Raw genomic sequence first — 24445 nt, 5'->3', positions numbered from 1 at the left:
CGCCTTCAGTGCAGGTTGGGCTGATTGCCCATGCCCTTCTCGTCGATCATGTGGCCGGTGCGGAAGCGATCGAGGCGGTAGGCTTTCGCCACCTCATGCGGTTCGTCGCGTGCTAAGAGATGCGCGAAGCACAATCCCGATGCCGGCGTCGCCTTGAAGCCGCCGTAGCACCAGCCGCCATTGAAATAGAGGCCTTCGATGGGCGTCCGGTCGATGATCGGCGAGCCGTCCATGCTCATGTCCATGATGCCGCCCCACGAACGCAGGAGGCGTACGCGTCCGATCCGCGGCATCAGCGCCATCCCGCCTTCAAGAACATCCTCGACGACCGGAAGGTTACCCCGCTGCGCATAAGAATTATAACCGTCGATATCGCCGCCGAAGACCAAGCCGCCCTTGTCCGATTGGCTGATATAGAAATGCCCCGCGCCGAACGTAACGACGCCGTCAATGAACGGCTTGATGCCTTCCGAGACGAAGGCTTGCAGCACGTGGCTTTCGATCGGCAGCATCATTCCCGCAAGACCAGCTACGCGCGATGAATTGCCGGCCACCGCTAAGCCGACCTTGTTCGCGCCGATAAATCCGCGCGTCGTCTCGACGCCGCCGATCTTACCGTTCTCGATCCGAAATCCCGTGACTTCCGCATTTTCGATGATGTCGACGCCGAGACGGTCCGCGCCGCGAGCGTATCCCCACGCGACCGCATCATGACGCACCGTGCCGCCGCGCCGCTGAATGAGGCCGCCTTTGATCGGAAAGCGTGCGTTGTCGTAGTTGAGCCAAGGATACATCGCGCGCACGGCATCGAGATCCAAAAGTTCGGAGTCGACGCCGTGCAGGCGCATGGCATTGCCGCGCCGCGCATAAGCATCGCGCTGGGCGTCCGAATGGTAGAGGTTGAGGACGCCACGCTGCGAAACCATGGCGTTATAATTGAGATCCTGCTCGAGCCCTTCCCAGAGCTTCATGCTGGTCTCGTAGAAGGGAATGTTGCCTGGCAGCAGATAGTTCGAGCGGACGATCGTCGTATTGCGGCCGACATTGCCGCCGCCGATCCAGCCCTTTTCGATGACGGCGACGTTGGCGTTGCCATACCTCTTCGCGAGATAATATGCAGTGGCAAGGCCATGGCCACCGCCGCCGACGATGACGATGTCATAGGAGGGCTTCGGGGCGGCCTTGCGCCATGCCGGCTTCCAGCCGGTCTGGCCGCGCAGCGCCTCCGTAAGGACGGAAAAAATCGAGTATCGATCTGAGCTGAACATGGCCGTATCTGCGGTTTGTCTCGGCGATCCCGGCGCCAGGAAGATGCGCCGTATCAACTTGTTTTCTTATAAATCAGTCGCCGATTGACGTTAATATAAGAAAATCTTATTCTGTCAGATCATGGCTACACGCTCGAACAGACTGCCCTTTGATCTCCACGCTCTTGAAGCATTTCTGGGCGTTTGCGATGCCCGCTCGATGGCGCTTGCCGCAAAGAAGCTTTCGCTGACGCAGCCGGCCGTATCTCAGGCGGTCGCCGACCTTGAAGCGCGCATGGGCGTGAAGCTCTTCGACCGCAGCGTCCGGCCCTTAGCGCTGACGCCGGCGGGTGAGGTCATGCGACAGCGGGCGTCGGCGCTGGTGTCGGAAGCACGTCAGCTCGCAACCGTTATTCGCCACACGGCGAAGGGCCGGCTGGCTCTCATTCGCGCCGGCCTCGTGGATAGTCTGTCGCGGGCGCTGACCGGCCCGATCGCCTCGTTTCTGGTCAACCACGCGGATCAGGTCTCTGTGCAGTCTGGCCTCACCGCCACGCATGCCGGTGCGCTGCTGACACGCAATCTCGACCTTTTCATTGGCGTCGATGACATGAGCGACATCGAGGGCTTCGATCGTCACGAACTTGTGACCGAGCCCTATATATTGGTGCTGCCGGCGCGGCATAAAATCCCGCGGACGGTCACGGATTTGGCGGCGCTCGCCGGCAAGCTCCCCTTTATCCGTTATAGCGCTCGGTCCAAGACCGGCATCGACATCGAGCGCTATCTCCGCCGTCTCAATATTGATTTTCCGCAGGGGCTGGAATTCGATACGCCCTTCGGTGTGAGCGATATGGTAGCCCGCGGCAAGGGCTTCGCGATTTCGACGCCGATCTGCATCGCCGAAGCGGCCCTTGAAAATCGCGATATTCGAGCTGCCGCCCTGCCAGGCCCCCAGCTTAAGAGAACATTAACGCTGGTCAGTCGCCGGCTAGAGCTCGGCACCTTGCCGCGCGATCTGACAAAGGCCTGTAAATCGTCGCTTGAAACATCGACGCTGTCGGCTCTGCGACGCTCGCTGCCGTGGCTTTCCAGTGAGCTTCTGACATAACGCTGTTGCGCTGCAATGTCAGCCGACCGCCCATGCCGCAGCGCAATTGCGCCAAGCTCAAGGCTGTATCTCAGACCTTACGTCGCGTTGGCGGGCATCGTGAGTCGGGCTACCTAGAAACGCATATTTGAATCGAGATTGGATCATAGTTGAACGATGACGCTGCAGGCGATCATCATCCGAGCAGACGGTGCTCTCGCTGAAACGGAAGACGTCCGCAGGAAGGCATTTGCACAGGTCTTTTCCGAGGCCGGATTTGATTGGTCGTGCGATCGTGAAGGGTTCGCGCTGACCGCAAAACTCGGCAGCGGAGAGGCCCGCATGGCCCATTACGTGCGCGCTTTCCTCCGCGGAAAGCCTGAGACCGAGGATTTCACCCTCCTCATTCAGGCGATGCATCGGCGCGCCTCCAAGGTCTTTGGAGAAATGCTGTCGTCGATGGTCGTCGAGCCGCGCCCAGGGATCCGCGATCTGATCATTGCTGCGCGCGGCGACGGTCTGCGCTTGGTTCTCGTCTCTCTTCTCGAGCCTCGCGATACCGAGCAGCTATTGAAGACTCTGTTCGGTGATCGTGGCCGACAGCTGTTCGACGTTGTTGTCTCAGGGGACAAGAGCGGCAAGGGCGAATGCGCCCGGCTTTACGCCGAGGTCCGCTCCAGTCTCGGCTGCGATCCCAAGCACAGTCTCGTGATCGAGGGCGGTCGTCGCGGCGCTCAGGCTGCAAAGGCCTCGGACTTTCCGGTCATCACGACGCGAAGCGCGTTTTGCCGTGAGAGCCCGGCCTTCAGCGAGGACTCGGTTCTCATTGACAATCTGACGAGCCTGCTGACCGGGCGCGATCGCAGCCCTCACGATCCGCTGACGTCTGAGGATCGGGCGGACCTTCTCGAGGCTATATATCGGTTGCACGCAAGCAATTGCAGCGGCCTTACAGGATTGGATTGGAGCGACGAGATGAAGGTCTCGGACATTCTGAAATCGAAGGGATCGGCGATCAAGACGATCGAGGCAAACGCCACGATGCGCGCGCTCGCCCACAGTTTCAGGAAAGAGCAAGTCGGTGCGATGCTGGTCCTGGACGACAAGGGCGGCTTGCAGGGCATCATCTCGGAACGAGATCTCGCTCGCGGCATCGACGAGTTCGGCATCGACCTGCCGCAAATGCGCGTCGCCAATTTGATGACCCGTTCGGTCGTAACCTGCGCGCCCGACGATCGCGTTGCTGCCGTTGCCAATGTCATGACGCAACGGCGCATTCGGCATTTGCCCGTCGTTGTTGATGGCAAGGTCGTCGGCCTGATCAGCATCGGTGACGTGCTGAAGCATCGTCTGGACGAAGTACAACTCGAAGCCAGCGTACTGCGAGACGTTGCGCGTTCGCGCCGCTAGCGACCGCTTGTTTTGCTCGCTCGCGTCGTGACACCAGCTTGCCGCAAGCTCGGCGTGACAAGCATCCCCGTATGGTCGATCCCAGCTATCTTGATGCCATAAAGCAGTTCGAAGGCTACACCGCGGAAGCCCGGTGGGATTACGCGCAGAATTCGAATGGCTACGGCACACGCGCACGCTTTGCCGGCGAAGTCATCGACAAGGCGGAAGCCGATCGCCGCTTCTCGTCTGAAGTGCAGAAAGCCGCGGAATTCGTCGATAAGTTCGCGCCCAATCTCGACGAGGGCAGCAAGGCTGCTCTGACATCGCTGACATACAACGCCGGAACGGCTTGGTCGAAGAGCGGACTTGGAGAAGCCGTTGCCAGCGGCGATCTCGATAAAGCGCGCTCACTCTTCCTGCAATACAACAAGGCAGGCGGCAACGTCGTCGATGGTCTGGTGCAGCGGCGCCTCCAGGAGGTCGCATGGTTTGGCCAGGGAAATCCGGCCGCCCAAGGGGCGAGCGCCGGGATTGCCGCCATGGCCGCGGCCGCAAGCGCTTCAGCGATTGCAAGTTCATCAGCCGCCGTCCGATCGTCGGGATCAGTGACGGCAAGCAACCCCTCGCGGTCCATCTTGCGCATGGCTTCGACCGATGTCAGCGTACCGCCGCTGTCGGCCATCGGTAGCGATCAGGTGATGTTATCGCTTCTGTCCCACATGGCCGATCCGCCGTCCGGCCGCAATCACGATGATAACGACAAGCGGTCGAACAATTCGGACCGCAAATTTGTCGAGCCTGAACCCCAGTTGCGCACAGGCTGAGACCTTGAAAGCTGAGGCGGCTACCGCGCCAAACCGGCCGCAAGCAGAATTGCCACGGCGAGACCAGCGACGCCTGCCAATCCGATCCGAATAAGAACGGTGCCATTTATGCCTGTCTCAGGCCTACTCCGCCGCCCCTTGCGACCAGTGGTCTCTTCGGTTTCGGTTTGCGCGCGTACGGCCGCGGAAAAGAACGCGCTTTGCATCGCCATTCGCAATTCAGGCGAAGCCGCAGCCAGTAGCACCTGCTGATTGGTCGCATCAGTCGGGAGGAGGCGTTGCTCGGTCGGCATGTCCGGCCTGAATACGGCGTCAGCTTCGGCATATTGCGCCGCGACCCGGCTCGCTCCCGCTGCCGTATCGCCGGCAGGCTGCTGTGTCGGCGCCTGATTTCGGAACCCGTCCGCTGAGACCGCCAGCCGGGCGTCGAGCTGTTCGTCGAGTAACGTCAGCAGGACGGACGACACCGCCTTCTCGTTATGCGAAATTGGCGCGGGAGTAGCGGTTGGCTGCTTGTCCGTCGGCTGCTGTCCGGACTTGTCGCGATTTTGAAGCAGCTGCCTCTCTGCCTGCAGAAGGACTTCGTTCGCGACCAGGCGACCGATATTTTCAGTTGAACTTACCATTGTCGCTGCGCTCCGAGGTCAGAACGTTGTTTGGCCGGCAGCGAACAAAACTTTAGCGCGATGCGGTGTGCTGCCGTTGCCCGCCCTGGAGAACCTGAGAAAGATACGTATAGACGTCATCGACGGGATCTTCGTCGAGAGATTGTTTCATAGCATCGTAAACGCGCGGCACGATTTCCATGGCTTTGTCGAGAGTCAAATCGCTACCGGCCTTATAGCCGCCGATCGCGCGAAGATCTCTGGTGTCTTCGTAGCGCGAAATCACTTCGATCAATTGCGTCACAAACTGCGTCTGGTTCTTTGTCCTGATCTTCGGCGCGAGGCGCGAAAGTGAGGCGAGCGGATCGAGCGCGGGCAGCCTGCCCTGGCTCGCGATGCTGCGATCGAGGACGATGTGCCCGTCTAGGATGCCGCGCGTCGCGTCGGCGATCGGATCGTTATGGTCATCGCCGTCCACGAGAACGGACAAAATGCCTGTGATCGTTCCGGCGCCGGCTTCGCCCGGTCCGGCCCGTTCGAGTAACCTCGGCAGATTGCTGAAGACGCTCGGCGGGTAACCGCGCGCAACGGGCGGCTCATCGGCGGCCAGCGCCAGTTCACGCATGGCATGCGCGTATCGCGTCAGCGAGTCGATGATGAGCAGCACAGTCTTGCCGCGGTCGCGGTAGTATTCGGCGATGCACATGGCGGCGCTGGGCGCGAGGCGACGCATCATCGGGCTTTCGTCGGACGTCGCGACGACTGAGACCACCTGTGAGCGCGTCGCGCCGAGGGTATCGTCAAGGAAATCGCGGACTTCGCGGCTTCGTTCGCCTACGAGCGCTAGGACTGTGACGTCGCTCGAAGGTGCGCGGCTCAACATCGCAAGCAGTGTCGACTTACCGACGCCTGAGCCCGCAAAGATGCCGATGCGCTGCCCGGCGCAGATGGGCGTGAAAAGGTCGATGGCTTTGACGCCCGTCGTCAGCGGCGTTCCTAACCTATTCCGACGCAACGGCGATGGCGGCGAACCTTGAACCGCATAAGCACGCTCTCCGCGAACGAGCGGACCGGCATCATCGATAGGCTCGCCCAACGCGTTGACCGTGCGGCCAAGCCAGGATTCGTCCGGTGACAGCGACAGTTGCCCGGACATCGTCGTAACGCGTGCGCCGAGTTCGATTCGATGGTCGGCGATAAACGGCGTGACGTTGATTGTCTGGCTTTCGATCGTCGCAACTTCGGCGAGGATTGTGCCGCCGATGCCGGAAATCGACACGCAATCTCCGAGCGACACGAATTTCGAAAGGCCCGCAACGACGAGATACGTCGTGCTGATACGAACTACGCGGCCGGAAACGCGATGCGCAGGCGACCGCGCGGCAGCGGTTGCCATCAGAAGGTCCAGGCGATCGAATGCCGTTGCAGCGCCCGCGCTCACCGATGATGCTCCTGGCGCTTCATCACGAACCCGCGATCGCCTTCAGGGCATCCGTCAGCGACGTTTCGGTATCGCTCAGCATGGTGCTGACGCCCTGAAAATTCCGCTGCAGGGTGATGAGGTGTGTCATCTCGAGAATAGGATTGACGTTTGATTTCTCGACGTAGCCTTGCAGCACGCCGTTATGCAGGAAATCGAGTTCAGCAACCGGCTGGATGTCGGACGTAACGGCGACACCTTCGGCGCGCGTCAGCCGGGCGCCTGGCGGCATCGTATAAAGGCCAAGCGCCCCAAGATTGTTGCCAGCCTGCTCAATCGTGCCGGCCTTGTTGATCGTCGGCGGCGGATCATTAGGGTTGAGCTGAACCGGAACGCCACCAGCATCGAGGACTGGATAGCCCTCAAGTGTTGTCAAAACGCCTTCCTTATCCATCTGCATACGGCCGTCGCGCGTATAGACAACTCCGCTTGGTGTCTGGATGGCAAGCCACGAGTTGCCACGGATGGCGACGTCAAGGGGATTGCCGGTCTGCGTGATTTCGCCTGTCTTGGTCGATATGTGATTTTCGCCTTTCGAGACGAAGCTCACAGAGTCCTTGCCTGGCTGCGAGACAAGCTCCTCGAAAGAGACCTCCTCGCCGCGATAGCCTACGGTGTTCACGTTGGCGACATTATTTGCCAGCGTGTCGAGGCGCCGCTGCAGCGACAACTGGGCAGAAAGAGCGACGTAGATATTGGATTGCATGCCGTGAATCGATTCTGTCAGGACCAGCTTTAGGGGAAGGCTAGCCTCAAGAACTTGTGGCGGGCTGACTCAAAGGACGCGTGCGCGCGCCAATACGGAGGGACAAGTCCCACGCAAGCCAAAGCGCCCCTTATGGCTACGGTTAGAATTCGCTCCGGGAAGCTCACGTGACCATTATCGTCGGCCTGATTATCACTCTCGCCTGTATGCTAGGCGGCTTCGCGGCCATGGGCGGCCACGTGCTGGTCATCTGGCAGCCCTGGGAATACGTCATCATCATGGGCGCGGCGCTAGGCACGTTCGTGGTCGCCAATCCTATGAAAGTCATCAAGGATGCCGGGAAGGCGACGATTGAGGCCTTCAAGAGCAGCACGCCGACCAAAGACGAGAACATTGAGGTTCTCGCCCTGCTCTTCTTCATGATGCGCGAGCTGCGCGATAAATCGCGCGCCGAAATGGAAATGATTATCGACGCACCGAACGAGTCGGAAGTCTTCAAACGTGCGCCGACGGTGCTTGCCAACGAAGAACTGACGACTTTCATCTGCGATTATTTTCGTCTCATCATCATGGGCAACGCGCGTACGCACGAAATAGAAGCCCTGATGGATGAAGAGATCGAGACGGTACGTCACGACAAGATGAAGGCCTATCACGCGCTCGTCGCAGTCGGCGACGGCTTGCCGGCGCTCGGCATCGTCGCAGCCGTCCTGGGTGTCGTGAAGGCGATGGGCGCAATCGACCAGTCTCCGGAAATTCTCGGACACCTCATTGCGTCCGCTCTGGTCGGCACGTTCGCTGGCATCTTCTTTTCTTATGCGGTCGTCGGACCGCTGGCGACGAAGGTGAAGATCATTCGCGATAAGAAGTTGCGGTCTTACGTCATCGTCAAGCAATCGCTCCTAGCGTTCATGAACGGAGCCATGCCGCAGGTCGCGATCGAGCACGGCCGTAAGGCGATCTCCGCGTATGAGCGTCCGACGATCAACGAGGTCGAGACCGCGACGATGGGCGGTGGCGCAACTTCAGGCCAGGACAGAAAGGCGGCGTAATGAACACGCGACTGCTCCGCACTCTGATCGGCCGGTCGCCTGTCTGCGTCGAAACGCAAATTTGGGGCGGCCATCATGTCGGATGACGCGCTGTTGGAAGCGACGCTATCGCTGCGGGAATCTGAAAAATCGCTGGAACGGGCGCTTTCTGCCGGCCAAAACCGGCCGGATCGTCTTCCCGGCCTGCAAATGATTTTTGGCCAGTTGCCCCGCATCATGGCTGAGGAAGTCGGCAGTCTTTCGCACATTCCGTTGCGCGTTCGCCTCATCGAGCTTTTTGCTTCGACGATCGATGATACGTGCACGCTTCCGGCTGGCGCATTCGCGGGCGTGGTTCGGGCCGAGAGATGGCGAAGCTGGCTATATTTCATCGCCGATCCGGCCATCAGCCTGCTTTTCGTCGAGGCCGCGACGGGCAGCGAAAGCATCCCGCGCACCGGCCTCCCGAAGCGCAAGCCGACACCCACCGACGCCAACGTTTTACGCGTTCTGTTTCGGCGCGTCTCGCGGGCGCTGACGAACGCCTTTTCCATTCTTGCTGACGTCGATTTCGATGTCGGCGACATCGTCGAAAAGATTGAGCTCGAACCCAACCTCGGCCCGTCATCGCCGGTGATCGCGGCGCGGCTTGCGCTGGACTATGACGGTCACGAAGGTCAGGTGACGGTGGTCATCCCGCAGGCCGCACTCGAAACCATTCGCGATTTGCTCGTGACGGCTGTCCCCGGAGAAGTCGCCAGCCCGGCGCCGGGCCGACCGGACGCCAACGACGATCCGATGTGGTCGAAGCAACTTGCCGAAGAGATCGCCCGCGCCTTCATCGGGCTCAATGGCGTGCTCGAAGAGCGCACGATCGCGCTCGGAGAAGTCGAGAAATTCAAAGTCGGCTCCGTCATCGAGCTTCAACTCTCATCCATGTCTCGCGTCCGCCTCGACGCCGACGAAAGTCCACTGTTCTGGTGCGAGCTTGGCAAGCGCGATAACGGCTTGATCCTCCGCGTCGATCAAGAATTCGATCATGAAAGAGAGGCGGTTGATGAATTCTATGGCCTCTGATCCGTCGGCACCTCAAGGCTCCGGCATGTTTCAACTCATAAAATCAGCTCCGGAAGTGCTAGCGCAAGGAAATCATCTGCCATGATGTCGAGTGATATCGACCAATCGGACAATACACCCGACGGGGTAGAAGCCGCCTTCGAGCAGCCGATGTCCGGTGCTGCTGAATTCGGTGTCGGGCAAATCGCCGGTATCGCCGAGCCCGCGCAGGCGGAGGCAGATCCATCGACAGCGTCGGATTTTGGCAATAACAGCGCCATGATCATGGGCCTGCCGGTCATGATGAAGGTGGTGCTCGGTTCGGCCAAAATGCCGGTAGCGACCCTTGCGAAGCTCACAAAAGGCTCCGTCGTCAAACTCGACAAGATGGTCGGCGACCCCGTCGATATTCTGGTCAACGGCCGTCTGATCGCGCGTGGCGAGGTGGTTGTTTTGAACGAAGGAACATCGCGCTTCGGTGTGGTGCTGACGCAGGTCGGCGCGATTCCAGGCGTTACGAAATAATAGTAGCTGATGCTCGATGCGAGACCCGTCATCAATGCAAACCGGAAACTCGCGAGCCCTGTCGGGACCTGAAAAGGTCGGCGTTCTTCTTCTTGCACTCGGCAAGCAGCGCGCCAGTGGTCTGCTGAAGAAGTTCAATCCCGAGGAGCTGAATATTCTCGTCCGCTCGGCTGAAATCATGCCGACCATTACCGCTGCCGAACTCGAAGGCATCGTTGAGGAATTCGAGAACCAGTTCGGCCAGGGTGCACCGTTTCTCGGACGCGCCGAGGATGTCCGACGCCTAGTCACGGATGTCATCTCCGAAAACAGATCGTCCGGTGATGCAAACGACCAGTTCATTGCACGGCAAGACGTCTGGGCTCAGCTGGCGGCGCTCCCTGATGACATCATCGTTGGACACTTCCAGAACCAATCTCTGCAAGTTGCCGCCTACTATCTCGATCGTCTCGGCAGCGAACGCGCGTCTGCGCTTTTAAAATCGTTCCCGGTCGCCAAGCGCAATGACTTGCTGAACCGCATCCTGGGCATGGGCCAGATCTCGCCGCAAGTCGTCGAGGCGCTGGAGAGCGGCTTGCATGACGAGCTGTTCGACGTCGATCGCCGCTCGTCGGACAAATACGTCTCGCTGGCCGGCATCCTCAACAATATGGATAAAGAGGAGTCGGTCCAAGCGCTTGAATATCTGGCAAGCGTCAAGCCAAAGGACGCGGAAGCCATCCGCAAGATGCTCTTCAAGTTCGAAGATCTGCTACGGCTTCCTGCACGCGCCCTCACCGTTCTTATGGACGGAATTCCGGTCGAGCGGACGGTCCTTGCGCTACAGGGAACCGACGCTGAGCTGCAGACCAAAGTTCTCTCCGCCCTGGCGCCGCGCGCGCGCCGCATGGCGGAAGCGGAATTGCAAAGCCCGGCAAACGTTCCTCCCCGCGATATCGTCGACGCGCGCCGTACGATTGTCGATTCGGTTCTGCGTCTCGCCGCCGACGGTTTGATCGATATTTCCGGCGCGGCCGCCTCGATCGGCCAATGAGGGAACGAGCCCGTGGCCGAAGAACAGGATAAAGACAGTCGCACAGAAGAAGCGACTGACAAACGTCTGAACGATGCGCGCGGCGACGGCAACGTTCCCATGTCGCGGGAAGCCACGAACTTTACCTACCTGCTTGGCGCGCTTCTCGTCATCGCCGTGCTAGGCCAGACGTTCATTATTCACTTCACTGATCTGTTGCGCGGGCTGCTTGCCAATGCCGGCTCGATTCGCATCGAGAACGGCGGCGATCTCAGTTTGCTTTTCGACGTCGTCGGAAAAACAGCCGCGACGATCACCGCTCCGATCATTCTGACATTCACGGCGGCAGGCGTGATCGCGTCCGTGGCTCAGAATACGCCGGCTTTGATATTTAAACGCGTGATGCCGGACATTTCCCGATTGTCGCCGGCAAAAGGCTTCAAGCGCCTGTTTAGCACCTCCGGTTTTGTCGAGTTTCTAAAGCTCACGCTGCGATTGTCGGTCGTGACGATCATAACCAGCGCCATCCTGATGTATCTGTGGCACGATTTTACGAATTCGATCTGGCACGATCCGGCGGCCATATTGGAATTATCGCAACAGAGCGTCGTTATCCTCCTGATCGCTCTTGCGCTGATGTCGTTTGCGCTCCTGATCTTCGATTATCCCGTCGCTCAAATTCTTTGGCGGCGATCCCTGCGAATGGCGCCACAACAGGTCAAGGACGAGCGCAAACAGGCCGAAGGTGATCCACATATCAAGGCAAAACGCCTGTCCATCGCGCGTTCGCGCCTGCGCCAGCGAATGATGTCGGCCGTCCCGCGCGCAACTCTTGTCATCGCGAATCCCACGCATTTCGCCGTCGCGCTTCGTTACGTGCGTTCAGAAGGCGGTGCGCCGCGAGTCGTTGCGAAGGGACAAGATCTTATAGCCTTGTCAATTCGTCGGATCGCTGAAGAAAATGACATTCCAGTCATAGAAGACAAGGCTCTCGCAAGGTCCCTGTATGCAAAAGTGGAAGTGGATCAAATGATCCCCGTCGAATTCTACAAAGCGGTTGCACAAATTCTTCTTCGCCTCCAGGCCGGGAAGAATGGAGCGGGCACCATTCGCGCCTAAGGGAAAAGCAGTCGATGATTCCAATACGCATCGATCATTCGCAGGTTCGTGAGAAGATTCTCGGAGACAGCATTCGGAGCGTGGCGACCGATCTACGATTGATCGACCTGCCGGATCTCGTCAGTTATTTGAAGACTGGGCAGATCGCGAGCGTGGGTTCGCTCGTTCAGTCGTCGATCGAGTTATCGTTCAAGCCTGAAACGCTGAGCTTCGGCCACGCTGGCGACGTCTATCTGGAATGGGGCGTCCTGCCGCGCGTCTGTCTCGATATGGAATTCCACCATCAGTCCGTTCACGTCTATTTTCGCCTGATGCTGGAGGCCAAAGAGGCCGCCGTCGAAATTACGTACATATCATTTGAAGGTGACACGGTCGGCCCGAGCCAAAATACGATCAGGCTCCATGAGGCCCTGGGCGAAGCCCGTCTCAATTGACGTCTGAGTTTGGCAGGTTGGATTTGTCCATTTCGACCTCTGTCCAGTCTTACGCAAGCGAGCGAGTGCACAAAGATAACGGGCTATCCAGGATTTGATCATGCAGCCGATGCAACTCTTCAATCTCGCATTCCGTCAGAACGAGTGGCTTGCGCAGCGCCAATCGGTCATTTCGTCGAACATCGCCAATGCCAACACGCCCGGCTACAAAGCGAAGGACGTCGAAAGCTTTGATGCCGCAATGCACACCTCCGTGCCGATGGCCGCAACGAGCCCGCAGCATTTCTCCTCGCCCGAATTCGACGCCATCAGCAATCAGGACAATGGCGACGGTCAGGCGGAGGTTCTGGTTTCCGGCAATGACGTCAATATGGAACAGGAATTCCTGAAATCTAACGACGTCATGCGCAGCTACTCGCTCAACACCCAGATCATGAAAACATTCGATCGAATGCTGCAATCGGTGACGAAAGGCTAAACGATGAATGATCCGCTCATAGCCGCAACGAGAGCCGCATCGAACGGTCTTTTCGCGCAATCGACGCGCATGCGTGTCGTGTCGGAGAACATCGCCAACGCCGACTCGACCGGCAAGACAGCTGGCGCCGATCCCTATCAGCGCAAGACTGTGAACTTCGAATCGGTCGCCGACGAAGCGAGCGGTACCGACCTCGTACAGGTCGAAGATGTTTCGCGCGATCAGGCTCCGTTCCGTACCGAATATATGCCCGGCCATCCCGCAGCCGACGCCAAGGGCTACGTAAAGATGCCCAACGTCGACATGATGACCGAGCTCGCCGACATGCGCGAAGCCTCGCGCTCCTATACCGCCAACACTCAAGTCATCAAGCAGGTTCGCGAAATCGTCTCGATGACCATTGATCTTCTGAGGTCCTAATGAGCCTGAACGTTGCAATGCTGTCACCCGATATCAGCCGCGTCACGGGCTCGCAGCCAGTAGCAGGAACGACGCCGACAACGGCGACTCAGGCTGCCCCGGAAAATGACTTCGCCCAGACTATGGCGTCGATGGCTGCTGATGCGATTTCTACCGTCAAGACGGGTGAGACGACCGCGATTGCGGGCATGCAGGGCAAGGCACCGCTGCAGCAAGTTGTGCAAGCCGTAATGCAGGCAGACCAGGCGCTTCGGACCGTCGTTGCAGTTCGCGACAAAGTCGTTGCGGCATACCAAGAAATCAGCCGGATGCAGATCTGAGGGATATAAGCTATGCGGGCACTTTCGATTGCAGCGACGGGCATGTCTGCCCAGCAGACGAACGTTGAGGTGATCGCCAACAACGTCGCTAATATCAATACGACGGGCTTCAAACGCTCGCGTGCGGAATTTGCAGATTTGCTTTACCAGAGCGATCGTCCCGCAGGCACGCTTGCCCGTGACGACGAAACCATTATCCCGGAAGGCAACACGCTCGGACTGGGCGTCCGCACGGTCGCCATTCGCAATCTCTCTGCGCAGGGTCCGCTCGCGTCGACCAACAACCATTACGATCTTGCGTTGAGCGGTCGTGGCTACTTCCAGGTCCAAGGCGAGAACAACGAAATCCTGTATACGCGCGACGGCGCGTTCAACCGTAGCAACACCGGCCAGCTCATCACGCTCGACGGTAACCTGGTCATTCCAAATATCACCGTGCCGCAAAATGCGACCGACATCACCGTCAACGCGGTTGGCCAGGTGTATGCGACTGTCGGCGGAACTCAGCAGCTCCTCGGGCAATTCGCCATCGCCAATTTCGCGAACGAAACCGGCCTCGCGCCACTCGGCGGCAATCTCTTTCAGGAAACGGAAGCGTCCGGTGCCCCTGTTCTCGGCACCCCAGGTGATACGGGCTTCGGTACGATCCAGCAGGGTTATCTCGAAAGCTCGAACGTCGATCCCGTCAAAGAAATCACCGAGCTGATCACCGCGCAGCGCGCCTATGAAATGAATTCCAAAGTCATTTCAGCCGCCGACGATATGTATAACGTGATAACGAAGGACATTCGGTGATGTCCGTCTGGCGCAAAACACAAAAGACTGTTCAGCTCGGACTTACGCTGCTCGCCGCGTGCGCATTTGCGTCCAACGCGCTCGCGGAGGATCCCGGCCGAACCGTATTTGTGCCGCGCGCCGTCATTTATCCCGGCGACCGAATCACGGATGCGAACCTTATCGAGCGTCAGCTGATCGTCGACCCGGGCAATCCGCCTGTCTTTGGCGAGCGCGAACAGGATCTGCTTGGCCGGATCGCACGGCGCACGTTGCTGCCGGGTGAACTCATCCCCGAGATGGCGATCCGCGCCGAAGATCTCGTGAAGCAAGGCCGCACCTACAAGCTCGTCTACAATTCGAAATACGTCTCGATCGTCGGCGTCGGTGTCCCGCTGCAGTCGGGCGCGGCCGGCGAAATTATCAATGTCCGCAATCCCGAGTCGGGCGTCATCATCAAGGCGCGTATCGAACCCGATCAGACCTTGGCGGTGAATGACCAATGAAATTGGTGATTGTCGCGCTGGTTTATTTTCTTGCCGCGACGGCCTGTGCCGGTGCTACGCGGATCAAGGATATTACTGATCTCAAAGGCATCCGCGCCAACCAGCTCGTCGGATATGGTCTGGTCGTCGGCCTGAATGGAACCGGCGATACGCTCCGTAACTCGCCCTTCACGCAGCAATCCGTGCAGGCCATGCTCGATCGCATGGGCGTGAATATTCGCGGCTCGCAATACGAACCGCGGACGCGGAACGTCGCGGCCGTTATGGTAACAGCTGAGCTTCCGCCGTTCGCCTCGAAGGGATCACGCTTCGACGTGACGGTCTCGTCGATTGGCGATGCCAAATCTCTGGCTGGTGGCGCACTGGTTCTAACCTCGCTTGCCGGCGCCGATCAAAAAATCTACGCCGCTGCGCAAGGCCCGATCACCATTTCGGGGTATCTGGCGAAGGGCGCCGCGGAATCGATCACATCCGGAATTCCGACGCGCGGCCGTATTCCCAACGGCGCGATTGTTGAGCAAGACGCCCCCGGCACATTTGATGAAAGCATGCCGCTCGAGTTCGAGTTGCGCAATCCGGACTTCACGACTGCCGTGCGCGTCATGGACGTTATCAACGATTTCGCAAAAGAACGTTTCGGCATGCCGATCGCACGCGCCCGCGACTGGCAGAGCGTGATGATACGCAAACCGCGGAATATCCTGTCGTCGCGTCTGGTGGCCGAACTCGGTGAACTTGAAGTCGATCCCGATCAGACCGCGCGCGTCGTAATCGACGAACGAACCGGAACTATCGTGATCGGCAGCGAAGTAAAGATTTCGACCGTCGCCGTCGCGCACGGAAATATAACCGTTCGCGTCACCGAAACACCGCAAGTGTCCCAGCCGCTACCGTTCTCGCAAGGTGGCCAGACCGTCGTCGTTCCCAATACGCAGGTTGACGTCAATGAAGCGGGCGGCACGGTCGCAACGCTTCAGGGGGCTAATCTGCGTGAGCTGGTAAGCGCACTGAATAAGATGGGGCTGAAGCCCATCGGGATCATCGCAATTCTGCAGGCCATGAAGACGGCAGGCGCATTGCAAGCTGAACTGGTGGTGCAATGAGATTTCTGATCGCTCGCAAGTTTCTTGAACGCGGCAGCGTGGCATGGTTGGCGGGCGGTTTGCTTGTCATAGCCACCGCAATGCCGGTAGTAGCCGAAAGCATCCACAATCCACTGGTTGGCCCGCCCGTCGATCGCAGCGAGCGCGCATACGAGCTTCGGCAGAAGGCGGAGCAAACGCCTCCGATCGCTTATTCGTTCCGCATCGCGGTCGACGACACCAAGCCCGAAGGCGCTCAGAAATCCGAGGCCGCAGATGTGGACGCGCTGCCGCTCCCGCCGACGACCAAACAGCAGTTGAGCCCGGCGCAGCAGTATTGCTCGAATATTCTCGATGCGACGTCGGCCGCCCAAATCGCACAGCAGACGCGTGGTCTTCAAAAGGCGCAGAAGGAAATTAACGACCGGATCGCGCTTCTCAATGCGAAGGCCGAGGTGCTGAAAAGCTGGATGAAGCTACGCGAGGATTTCGCCGCGCACGCTACTGACGCGCTCGTTGAAATCTACAGCCGGATGAAACCGGACGCCGCTGCGGCACAACTCGCGGCGATGGACGAGATGACATCCGCAGCAATCATTTCGAAGCTGGCACCGAAAGTTTCGAGCCCCATTCTGGCTGAGATGGAAGTCGCGAAGGCGGCGCGTCTCTCCGCCGTTATCGCCGGTGCCGGCGAACTCGCAATTCAGCCGGAGCACAAGGCCAATGCCCAGCAATAGATTTCGATGGGTGGCTCCAGCGACTGCGTCGCTGTCGTTGCTGCTAGGCGCGTGTGCCATAGACCAATTGCACGAAGTCTCGCAGGCCCCTGCAATGTCCCCGATGGGAAGCGGCTTGGCGCCCGGTCAGGCGGCGCACGTCAATCTTCCCGTGACACCTGTCGCCTATCACTCGGGTAACTCCACCTGGCAGGATTCCGGCGCCGACCTCTTTCGCGATGCACGCGCCCTCAAGGTCGGCGACGTCGTCACTGTCAAAATCCAGATCAACGACAAGGCGTCGTTGGATAACAATTTGAATCGTTCACGTGATTCGAGCGTTGGGCTGAAATCATCGGCAGATTTCAATTTTGGCTTCGGCGCGCCAGGTCCGACTGGATCGGGCAGTCTTGATGGCAATCTCGATCGCACCACGGCGACGGACTCGAAAGGCTCCATCGACCGCTCTGAAAACATCAATCTTCTTGTCGGCGCCGTCGTCAGTCAGGTGTTGCCGAACGGCAATCTCGTCGTCAGCGGTTCGCAGGAAGTGCGGGTCAACTACGAGTTACGCGTCCTGAATGTACAGGGCGTCATTCGGCCACGGGACATCGCGACCGACAATACGATCTCCTACGAGAAAATTGCTGAAGCGCGAATTTCATATGGCGGCCGCGGCCGTGTCATGGAAATTCAGCAGCCCGCCTACGGCCAGCAGATTCTCGATAATCTTTCGCCCTTCTAAGGCTCGGGTTGGGGGAGAGAGCTAGGTGGCAAAAGATAAGCGAAAAAAGGACGACTCGAACGCGGGTGGTGGCGTTGGCGGCTTCGTGATAGCGGCGCTTATCGCGATCGTTTTGGGCGCCGGCGGCGGCGGCGCTTACGGCTACTTTCTGATGCCCGACGTTGCGCCTCAGAATTCTGTGCCAACAGATAAAGCGCCGCCGGCCGGACCAACCGCTGGGCGGTTCCCGGGCGACGCCATAGAGCTGGCCATACCCTCGGTCATTACGGATTTGAATTCCGAGCCTGCGGTCCGCGCCAGGCTCGATGTCTCTATTATCGTCGTCCACGGCACGCCCCAAACGACGACGTTGCTCGGCGAGGTCCGCGAAGACGTGATTGCCTACCTGAAGGGCCTCTCCCTAGCCGACATCCAGGGCGTGCGTGGCTTCCAGAACTTGCGAGAGCAACTTGACGATCGCGCGCGTGTCCGCGGTCGAGGCGCCATTCTGGGCCTTCTGATAGGTGGATTGGTGCTCGAATGATCAAGAAAGTTCTGTGGGCGCTGATCCTTTTGGCAGCGTCTTCGAGCGCGGCTGCCGCGCAGGCAATCGATCTCCAGACGCTTTTCCCCGCGGGAGACGCCAGCGTTTCCGGCCGCATCGTTCAGCTTCTTGTCGTGATGACCGTCCTTTCGGTCGCGCCCGGCTTGCTGATGATGGTGACGTCGTTCGCGAGATTCCTGATCGCCTTCTCATTCCTTCGCGCCGGTCTTGGACTGCAAACGACGCCGAGCAATATGATCCTCGTCAGCCTCGCACTCTTCATGACGCTGTTCGTCATGGCCCCGACCTTCCAGGACGCCTGGGATAATGGCGTCAAGCCGATGGTCGAAAACAAGATCAGCCAGCAGGATGGCTACGTGCGGACGACCGCGCCCTTCCGGACGTTTATGAAGGCGAATGTGCGCGACAAGGATCTCGCGCTGTTCGAACAGATGTCTGCGGAACGCTTCGGGGAGCAGAACAAGGCGGGTCCCGATGACCTGCGCGTGCTCATACCTGCGTTCATGGTCTCTGAGTTGCGCCGAGGGTTCGAGATTGGCTTTTTGGTGACGCTGCCGTTTCTCGTCATAGATCTGGTAGTGGCGACGATCATGACCGCAATGGGTATGATGATGATGCCGCCGACCGTCGTCGCGTTGCCGCTGAAGGTGCTGTTCTTCGTGCTGGTCGACGGTTGGAGCTTGCTCGTCGGAGCGCTTGTGAAATCATTCACTTAGCTCGATGACGTGCGGCATTAAGAATCCGCCTCCGAGCAAAATAATTAACATTCTAAGCGTCAAAATTAACCATTAGGAAACGACTCTCGTCTATCAATCTTGCCGATGACAGGGTGGCAGCGAACACGCGCCATAGGCATGACGCCGATCTGTCAAGCCGGTAGATCCGGTATGTCCCAGTAGCGTTTTGTGCTGAGTAAAAGGACAAGGGACATGGGCATGAGCAGTATCAATACCAACATTTCCGCAATGACCGCATTGCAGTCGCTGCGGCAGACCTCCAAAGATTTGCTGACGACGCAGAACGCGATTTCGACCGGCCTGAAGGTCGCGAGCGCTTCGGATAACGCAGCTTACTGGTCGATTGCGACCACGATGAAGTCGGACAACTCGGCGCTCTCGACCGTGCAGGACGCACTCGGTCTTGGCAAGGGCACCGTTGACGTCGCCTACAACGCGATCAACCAGTCGATCGATCTCGTCGGCCAGATCAAAGACAAACTGGTTGCGGCCGCATCGCCGGGCGTTGACCGCACGAAGATTCAATCGGAAATCACCCAGCTCCAGGATCAGCTGAAGGGCATCGCTTCCTCAGCAAGCTTCTCGGGCGAGAACTGGGTTTCGGTCGATTCATCGACCTCTGGCTACAGCGCGACAAAGACGATCGTTTCGTCGTTCTCTCGTGCCTCGGACGGCAGTGTTTCTATCGGAACGATCAGCGTCGATACGTCGACGTCAATCCTGTTCGATAGCTCCACCGCTTCTGGCGCGGGCGGCATCCTCGACTCGCAGCGTTCGTCTACGGGCGCCGTTGTGACGACGGGTGGCACGTCGATTATGAACATCGACATTAGCTCGCTGACCGACAGCCCGACCGATCAGGCGACCTTGAACGGCTATATCGCCGGCGTCGATGCTGCCTATCAGTCCATGACGACGGCAGCTACTAACCTCGGCTCGGCGCAGAAGCGCATCGATCTGCAGACCGACTTCGTATCGTCGCTGATGGACTCGATCACCACCGGCATCTCTCAGTTGGTGGACGCTGACATGAATCAGGAATCGACAAAGTTGCAGGCATTGCAGGTCAAGCAGCAGCTCGGTGTTCAGGCACTGAGCATCGCTAACCAGTCGAGCCAGAACATCCTGTCGCTCTTCCGCGGCTAATAACTAGGGCCTGACGCCGCTCGGCGTCAGGCCCCATACAATCCGATCTGTTAGACGGGCCGCCACCCCTGACCTCTTCCGCCAACGCGGATCAGGCCACGGAGGCGGCCCGTCACCTTTGCACAAGGTTCCGTCCCTACCGTTGACCGGAAACTTTGCCGGCAAGGTCGAGAGATGGATCGGCGTCAATTAGAGAACCTTTATCGCAGTCTGCTGGGTCTCGGCCGCAGGCGCCTTATGGCGCTTGGCATCGCCGGCGCGCTCGTCTTCGGACTGATTACCATAGGCAGTTACTTCGCGTCGCGCTCAAGCTATGAGACGCTTTATGTCGGCCTGACGCCGCCTGACATCAGCCGCATGGGCACGGAGCTGACCGAGGCCGGCATCCCATTTGAAAGCAGCATGGACGGGACGAAGTTGAGCGTTCCAGTCGGGCAGACGGCACAAGCTCGCGCTTTGCTCGCGGAAAAGGGACTGCCCGGCAGCCAAACAGCGGGTTATGAGCTGTTCGATAAGCTCGGCGCGCTCGGGCTCACCTCGTTCATGCAAGAAGTGACGCGCGTGCGCGCTCTTGAGGGCGAGCTGTCGCGAACAATCCAATACCTGAAGGGTGTGAGAGCTGCGCGTGTTCACATCTTCATGCCGAACCAGAATGCGCTTCAGGTCAAGAAAGAAGCGCCGTCGGCGTCTGTCGTCATTCGCACGGATGTTGCCGGAGATGCCACTGCAGCGCCGGCCATCAAGCATCTGGTTGCCTCGGCGATCCCGGAAATGACGCCGAACGAAGTCCAGGTTATCGGCACCGATGGTTCGATTCTTGGAGGCTCCGGCAACGGCCTCGCCAGCGGCGACGCGCCGGTGCAGATGCTCGAACTCGAGCACACGGTCTCAAAACAGATTCAGGATAGCGTTCGCCGCACCTTGTCGCCCTATCTCGGTCTGGACAACTTCGAAGTCAGCGCTATTGCCCGCTTGAATATCGATAAACTGCAGACGAACGAAACGAAGTTCGATCCCGACAGCAAGGTCGAGCGATCAACGCGATACATCAAGGAAGCTCAGAGTTCGCAGGACAGCGCCGGCAAGAACAATGTCAGCGTTCAGGAAAACATTCCGAACGAACAGACGAGCCACAAAGACCAGAACAAACGCAATCAGGATCGCAAGGAAGAAACGACCAACTACGAGATCAGTTCGTCGACGGCCTCCTCGACAAGCGAAGGCTACAAGATCGCGAACATCTCGGTTGCCGTCGTCGTCAACAAAAAGCGACTGATGGATGCGATGGGTAAAGATGCAAAGCCCGAAGACGTCGACAAACAGGTCGCCGAAATCGAGAAGATCGCGCTTTCCGCGGCCGGCATAGACACCAAGCGCGGTGATCGTATCAGCGTCGCCGCCGTCGATTTCGCGCCGTCCCCGTTTGAAGGAGACGGATCGTCGGGAACGGCATGGGCTTCGCTGTTGATGAGCTTGGCGGGAACCGGCATCCGTTCACTAACGATCTTGCTGGTTGCTGCAATTGTCGTGATGGCGGGCTTCCGGCCCGTGATGCGGACCCTGCTCTCAAGCGATAGGCCCGCGATTGAAAGCGCCGATAACGTCGCGATCGAGGCGCCGCTCGCATCGATTACGGGAACGGGCGCAGCTCCCATCGACATGCCCGAAATGGCGTCGCCGTTGCTCGAACCGGGCGCCAACCCATTTGACGGCATGGGCGGCGGCTCGGGAGACTTTGGCAGCGGACTGGCGTTCGGACGCTCGCTGGCACTCGGTCCCGTCGAGAAGCTCAGCGCGATTATTGATCGCGATGAAGAGCAGGCGACTGCGATCATGAAGCATTGGGTTAAGAACGGATGACGGCTCGGCCTCACAGTTCGGCGTTCTCCCTGCTCAGGGACTTCGATCGCGTCACCCCTGACGTCGAAGAGCCGGACCATGAAGCGCAGCTGAAAGCTGCGTTCGAGGATGGTCATCGGCAGGGCTACGCCGAAGGCCGTGCAGAAGCGGAGGCCGATGCAGAGCATCGCCTCGCCGAAGCGCAGATTCATCACGCGAACGAGCTCGCCCAGGAAAAAGACTGCTGGCAGCGCGATTTCGCTGAGCAGCTTATTGCGCGTTTGGAAAGTGCGTCGGGCCTGATTGAGAAAAACGTCGCTGAGCGGGCCGCGACGCTGCTGCGCCCCTGGCTCATCGGGCGTCTACAGGATCGCGCGTTGAAGGATCTCGAAAGGGCGATTTTACGTGGCTTGGTGGAAGGCGCAAAGATTCACATCGAAGCGCCGGCCGAAATTATCCAACATCTCAACGAACGGCTGCCGACCGCCGGATTTCAGATCGGATATTCGGAAAGTCCGAGTGCAGATGTTCGCGCTCACATAGAAAACACCGAAATCGAAGTCAACATTGCGGCGTGGATCGCCGAGCTTGAGGCGCTAGTACCATGAGCGACGGCCGCGAAGACGTATCATCGCAACCTCTCGTCATTGTCCGTCGCCGGCGCAATACGGAAGAACCGCATCACGGTGGCGTCTGGAAGATCGCATATGCCGATTTTATGACGGCCATGATGGCGTTTTTTCTCGTCATGTGGCTGATCAATGCTGCCGACAAAAAAACCATCGTGCAGGTCGCCGCCTACTTCAATCCGATGCGTTTGACCGATCGTTACGCGGCGCCGAAAGGCATTGAAGATCTCGTCGAGACGCAGTCGAAACACTCTGACGAGAAAAGTAAGCGCGGATTCGAAAAGCAGGTCGTCGATGACGCCTCGAAACGGCAGGCCGATCGCGACAGCAAAGAAAACAGCGGTGACGCCAAAGACGACGCCTCGCACGAATCGAGTGTCGGATCGGGGGGCAAGAGCTCAGAAGAGCTTCGCGAGATGGCGCTCTTCGACAATCCTGGTAACTTGCTTGAAAAACTCGCTGACGAGGCACGCGCAAGTCAGTCTACGACGGCAGCCAGCCCATCAGACGGCAATATTGACGATCCGTTCGATCGCATCAATCGCAAGGCCGGAAAGTCAGATGTCAGGTTGAAGCCTGCGCCCCAAGCAGCGCCGATCGTGCCGGAGCACCCCTCCAACGTGGCGCGCGCCCTGCCCGCAGAAAACGTAAAACCGGTTACGCAGGACCCAAAGCAGCAGCTCTCCGCGCGAGCATCAATGGATGATGTCGGCGATAAGCCGAAGCAGCAGGACACCATCACAAAGCAAACCCCTGCAACTTTGGATCAGGCAAAGAAAGAAGATAAGACGCACGACAAGGATCACGACAAAGATCAGGACGCAAAAGACCTGCGGGACCAGATCGGCAAAGCCGTCGCGGACATTTCACGCGAACTGCCGATGATCGACGTGAAAGCGACGCCCGAAGGATTACTCATCAGTCTGACGGACGATGCCAATTTCGGCATGTTTGAGGTCGGTTCGGCGAAGCCGCGCTCAGAACTCGTCCTTGTCATGGAGCAAATCGGTCGTGTCTTGAGCAGCAAGAAGGGCGATATCGTCCTTCGCGGCCATACGGATTCGCGTCCATACAAGAGCCGGGTCTATGACAACTGGCGCCTTTCCGCTGCTCGCGCTCAAATGGCCTATTACATGCTTCTGCGTGGCGGCGTCGACGAATCTCGCGTCGTCGCCATCGAAGGTCGTGCGGACCGCGATCCGAAAGTGCCCGACGACACTCTCGCGGCCGCCAACCGCCGCATCGATATCCTCATTAAAGAGGATAAGAAATGAAGCGGATCGCGCTGATTGCTGCAGCGTCGTTCGTTGTGCTCGCGGGCCTCGCCGCGGGCTCGTTGGCGTATTTCAAGCCCGCATTTATTTTCGGCGAAAACGACGAGGTTGTCGCGGCCGAGCACGGCGTTCCGATCTATTCAGAGGATGCGAGCGAAAAAGCTCAGGTGCGCCGCCATACACTGCGTCTTCTGGAAGAATTGGGCGCGGTTCAGGACAAGATCATTCGCGGCGATCGTGCAGCGCTTGCGGAGCAACAGCGTCTGCTGATCGACATCGCGCGCGAAGTGAAAAGTTTCAGCCCGGAGGCATGGGACGATTACGTCAACGTCCGTACGAGCCTGCTCTATGTTCTGAGTGGCGGTGACGCGCGCGTCTTGCAACCACTGGTCAAGCAGAATTCTTTGAGCGTCGCCGATCAGAATTTGGCCGCGGGCATCATGAGCTTTGCCGAGGGTCAGCCTAAAAAGGCGCGTGAGCTGTTCGAAGATATCGATCCCCGTTCGCTCGACGTCAGCCTTGTTGGGCCTTTCGCGCTGGCCAAGGCGTCACTCTATCTTGAGGATGATCACGCAACCGCGATCCGCCTGCTCGATGATGCGCGTCTGGCGTGTCCCCATACCGCGATCGACGAGGCGTCGGCGCGGCGCGAAATTCCTGTATTACTCGATGCTGGCGACACGAGCCGAGCGCTGATGCTGACGACAAGCTATG

The 24445-nt window shown here is 58.9% G+C and carries 27 protein-coding genes and 1 pseudogene; 24 read left to right on the top strand and 4 right to left on the bottom strand.

Annotated elements, in window-relative coordinates; translation table 11 throughout:
• Positions 1 to 5: 5 nt before the first annotated feature.
• A complete protein-coding gene (locus HYP802_RS0100140) occupies positions 6 to 1268 on the bottom strand; it encodes a sarcosine oxidase subunit beta family protein (RefSeq protein WP_013949957.1) in 1263 nt (420 codons plus the stop codon).
• Positions 1269 to 1389: 121 nt separating this feature from the next.
• On the opposite strand from HYP802_RS0100140, the gene HYP802_RS0100135 reads away from it, so the two are divergent.
• The 3 genes from HYP802_RS0100135 (at position 1390) to HYP802_RS0100125 (ending at position 4553) form a co-directional block, all read left to right on the top strand.
• A complete protein-coding gene (locus tag HYP802_RS0100135; RefSeq protein ID WP_013949956.1) occupies positions 1390 to 2358 on the top strand; it encodes a LysR family transcriptional regulator in 969 nt (322 codons plus the stop codon).
• 156 nt (positions 2359 to 2514) lie between these two features.
• Positions 2515 to 3747, top strand: coding sequence for a CBS domain-containing protein (locus HYP802_RS22710; protein ID WP_013949955.1), 1233 nt, complete (start codon positions 2515 to 2517; stop codon positions 3745 to 3747).
• Positions 3748 to 3818: 71 nt separating this feature from the next.
• Entirely contained in the window at positions 3819 to 4553 is a 735-nt protein-coding gene (locus HYP802_RS0100125; RefSeq protein ID WP_013949954.1) for a glycoside hydrolase family protein, read from the top strand.
• Between the two features lie 20 nt (positions 4554 to 4573).
• On the opposite strand, the gene HYP802_RS0100120 is transcribed toward HYP802_RS0100125, so the two are convergent.
• From HYP802_RS0100120 to flgF, 3 genes are read right to left on the bottom strand one after another with little or no spacing between them, the layout of a single operon-like run.
• Positions 4574 to 5179 carry a hypothetical protein gene (locus tag HYP802_RS0100120; protein WP_013949953.1) on the bottom strand — a complete coding sequence of 202 codons (606 nt, stop codon included), beginning with the start codon at positions 5177 to 5179 and terminating at the stop codon, positions 4574 to 4576.
• Positions 5180 to 5231: 52 nt separating this feature from the next.
• Positions 5232 to 6599, bottom strand: a complete 1368-nt coding sequence (locus HYP802_RS0100115) for a FliI/YscN family ATPase (RefSeq protein ID WP_024274905.1) — start codon at positions 6597 to 6599, stop codon at positions 5232 to 5234.
• Positions 6600 to 6621: 22 nt separating this feature from the next.
• Entirely contained in the window at positions 6622 to 7344 is a 723-nt protein-coding gene (gene flgF, locus HYP802_RS0100110) for a flagellar basal-body rod protein FlgF (RefSeq protein ID WP_013949951.1), read from the bottom strand.
• Between the two features lie 167 nt (positions 7345 to 7511).
• Here flgF and motA point away from each other — a divergent pair, with 167 nt between their 5' ends.
• The 21 genes and pseudogenes from motA to HYP802_RS0100005 all read left to right on the top strand — a co-directional run.
• The gene (motA, locus tag HYP802_RS0100105; RefSeq protein WP_013949950.1) at positions 7512 to 8396 is read left to right on the top strand and encodes a flagellar motor stator protein MotA; all 885 of its coding nucleotides are present in this window, start codon (positions 7512 to 7514) and stop codon (positions 8394 to 8396) included.
• A gap of 75 nt (positions 8397 to 8471) precedes the next feature.
• Positions 8472 to 9452 carry a FliM/FliN family flagellar motor switch protein gene (locus tag HYP802_RS0100100; protein WP_024274904.1) on the top strand — a complete coding sequence of 327 codons (981 nt, stop codon included), beginning with the start codon at positions 8472 to 8474 and terminating at the stop codon, positions 9450 to 9452.
• An 81-nt stretch (positions 9453 to 9533) separates the two neighbouring features.
• Complete coding sequence (fliN, locus tag HYP802_RS0100095) at positions 9534 to 9956, top strand: flagellar motor switch protein FliN (protein ID WP_013949948.1); 423 nt, start codon at positions 9534 to 9536, stop codon at positions 9954 to 9956.
• A 34-nt stretch (positions 9957 to 9990) separates the two neighbouring features.
• Positions 9991 to 10989 (top strand): FliG C-terminal domain-containing protein, encoded by a 999-nt coding sequence (locus HYP802_RS0100090; RefSeq protein WP_245261430.1) that lies wholly within the window; start codon positions 9991 to 9993, stop codon positions 10987 to 10989.
• Positions 10990 to 11001: 12 nt separating this feature from the next.
• Complete coding sequence (locus HYP802_RS0100085) at positions 11002 to 12087, top strand: flagellar type III secretion system protein FlhB (RefSeq protein ID WP_024274902.1); 1086 nt, start codon at positions 11002 to 11004, stop codon at positions 12085 to 12087.
• A 14-nt stretch (positions 12088 to 12101) separates the two neighbouring features.
• Complete coding sequence (locus tag HYP802_RS0100080) at positions 12102 to 12521, top strand: hypothetical protein (protein WP_013949945.1); 420 nt, start codon at positions 12102 to 12104, stop codon at positions 12519 to 12521.
• A gap of 100 nt (positions 12522 to 12621) precedes the next feature.
• Positions 12622 to 12999, top strand: a complete 378-nt coding sequence (locus tag HYP802_RS0100075) for a flagellar basal body protein (protein ID WP_013949944.1) — start codon at positions 12622 to 12624, stop codon at positions 12997 to 12999.
• A gap of 3 nt (positions 13000 to 13002) precedes the next feature.
• Positions 13003 to 13419, top strand: a complete 417-nt coding sequence (flgC, locus tag HYP802_RS0100070) for a flagellar basal body rod protein FlgC (RefSeq protein WP_013949943.1) — start codon at positions 13003 to 13005, stop codon at positions 13417 to 13419.
• Positions 13419 to 13739 carry a flagellar hook-basal body complex protein FliE gene (locus HYP802_RS0100065; protein ID WP_013949942.1) on the top strand — a complete coding sequence of 107 codons (321 nt, stop codon included), beginning with the start codon at positions 13419 to 13421 and terminating at the stop codon, positions 13737 to 13739. Before flgC ends, HYP802_RS0100065 begins: the two co-directional genes overlap by 1 nt.
• Before the next feature lie 12 nt (positions 13740 to 13751).
• On the top strand, positions 13752 to 14534 hold the full coding sequence (flgG, locus tag HYP802_RS0100060) for a flagellar basal-body rod protein FlgG (RefSeq protein WP_013949941.1): 783 nt from the start codon (positions 13752 to 13754) through the stop codon (positions 14532 to 14534).
• Positions 14534 to 15019 carry a flagellar basal body P-ring formation chaperone FlgA gene (gene flgA, locus HYP802_RS0100055; protein ID WP_013949940.1) on the top strand — a complete coding sequence of 162 codons (486 nt, stop codon included), beginning with the start codon at positions 14534 to 14536 and terminating at the stop codon, positions 15017 to 15019. The genes flgG and flgA overlap by 1 nt, the downstream gene beginning before the upstream one ends.
• The gene (locus HYP802_RS0100050) at positions 15016 to 16122 is read left to right on the top strand and encodes a flagellar basal body P-ring protein FlgI (protein ID WP_013949939.1); all 1107 of its coding nucleotides are present in this window, start codon (positions 15016 to 15018) and stop codon (positions 16120 to 16122) included. The genes flgA and HYP802_RS0100050 overlap by 4 nt, the downstream gene beginning before the upstream one ends.
• Positions 16119 to 16838 (top strand): hypothetical protein, encoded by a 720-nt coding sequence (locus HYP802_RS22705; RefSeq protein ID WP_013949938.1) that lies wholly within the window; start codon positions 16119 to 16121, stop codon positions 16836 to 16838. Before HYP802_RS0100050 ends, HYP802_RS22705 begins: the two co-directional genes overlap by 4 nt.
• A complete protein-coding gene (gene flgH / locus HYP802_RS0100040; RefSeq protein ID WP_013949937.1) occupies positions 16825 to 17562 on the top strand; it encodes a flagellar basal body L-ring protein FlgH in 738 nt (245 codons plus the stop codon). The genes HYP802_RS22705 and flgH overlap by 14 nt, the downstream gene beginning before the upstream one ends.
• A gap of 25 nt (positions 17563 to 17587) precedes the next feature.
• On the top strand, positions 17588 to 18085 hold the full coding sequence (locus HYP802_RS0100035; RefSeq protein ID WP_013949936.1) for a flagellar basal body-associated FliL family protein: 498 nt from the start codon (positions 17588 to 17590) through the stop codon (positions 18083 to 18085).
• Positions 18082 to 18822, top strand: coding sequence for a flagellar type III secretion system pore protein FliP (gene fliP, locus HYP802_RS0100030; RefSeq protein ID WP_013949935.1), 741 nt, complete (start codon positions 18082 to 18084; stop codon positions 18820 to 18822). The genes HYP802_RS0100035 and fliP overlap by 4 nt, the downstream gene beginning before the upstream one ends.
• Before the next feature lie 213 nt (positions 18823 to 19035).
• The gene (locus HYP802_RS0100025) at positions 19036 to 19989 is read left to right on the top strand and encodes a flagellin (protein WP_013949934.1); all 954 of its coding nucleotides are present in this window, start codon (positions 19036 to 19038) and stop codon (positions 19987 to 19989) included.
• Positions 19990 to 20163: 174 nt separating this feature from the next.
• Positions 20164 to 21849 (top strand): flagellar basal-body MS-ring/collar protein FliF, encoded by a 1686-nt coding sequence (gene fliF / locus HYP802_RS0100020; RefSeq protein WP_024274900.1) that lies wholly within the window; start codon positions 20164 to 20166, stop codon positions 21847 to 21849.
• A complete protein-coding gene (locus tag HYP802_RS0100015) occupies positions 21846 to 22436 on the top strand; it encodes a hypothetical protein (RefSeq protein WP_013949932.1) in 591 nt (196 codons plus the stop codon). Before fliF ends, HYP802_RS0100015 begins: the two co-directional genes overlap by 4 nt.
• Positions 22433 to 23731 carry a MotB family protein gene (locus HYP802_RS0100010; RefSeq protein WP_013949931.1) on the top strand — a complete coding sequence of 433 codons (1299 nt, stop codon included), beginning with the start codon at positions 22433 to 22435 and terminating at the stop codon, positions 23729 to 23731. The genes HYP802_RS0100015 and HYP802_RS0100010 overlap by 4 nt, the downstream gene beginning before the upstream one ends.
• Positions 23728 to 24445 (top strand): annotated as a pseudogene (locus HYP802_RS0100005) (hypothetical protein); the annotation flags it as partial. The gene HYP802_RS0100010 and the pseudogene HYP802_RS0100005, both read left to right, overlap by 4 nt.

It is taken from the genome of Hyphomicrobium sp. 802 (assembly GCF_000526135.1).
Classification (GTDB): domain Bacteria; phylum Pseudomonadota; class Alphaproteobacteria; order Rhizobiales; family Hyphomicrobiaceae; genus Hyphomicrobium_B.
Note: the sequence above shows the minus strand (reverse complement) of the source record. Positions and strands in the feature narration are given on the sequence as shown.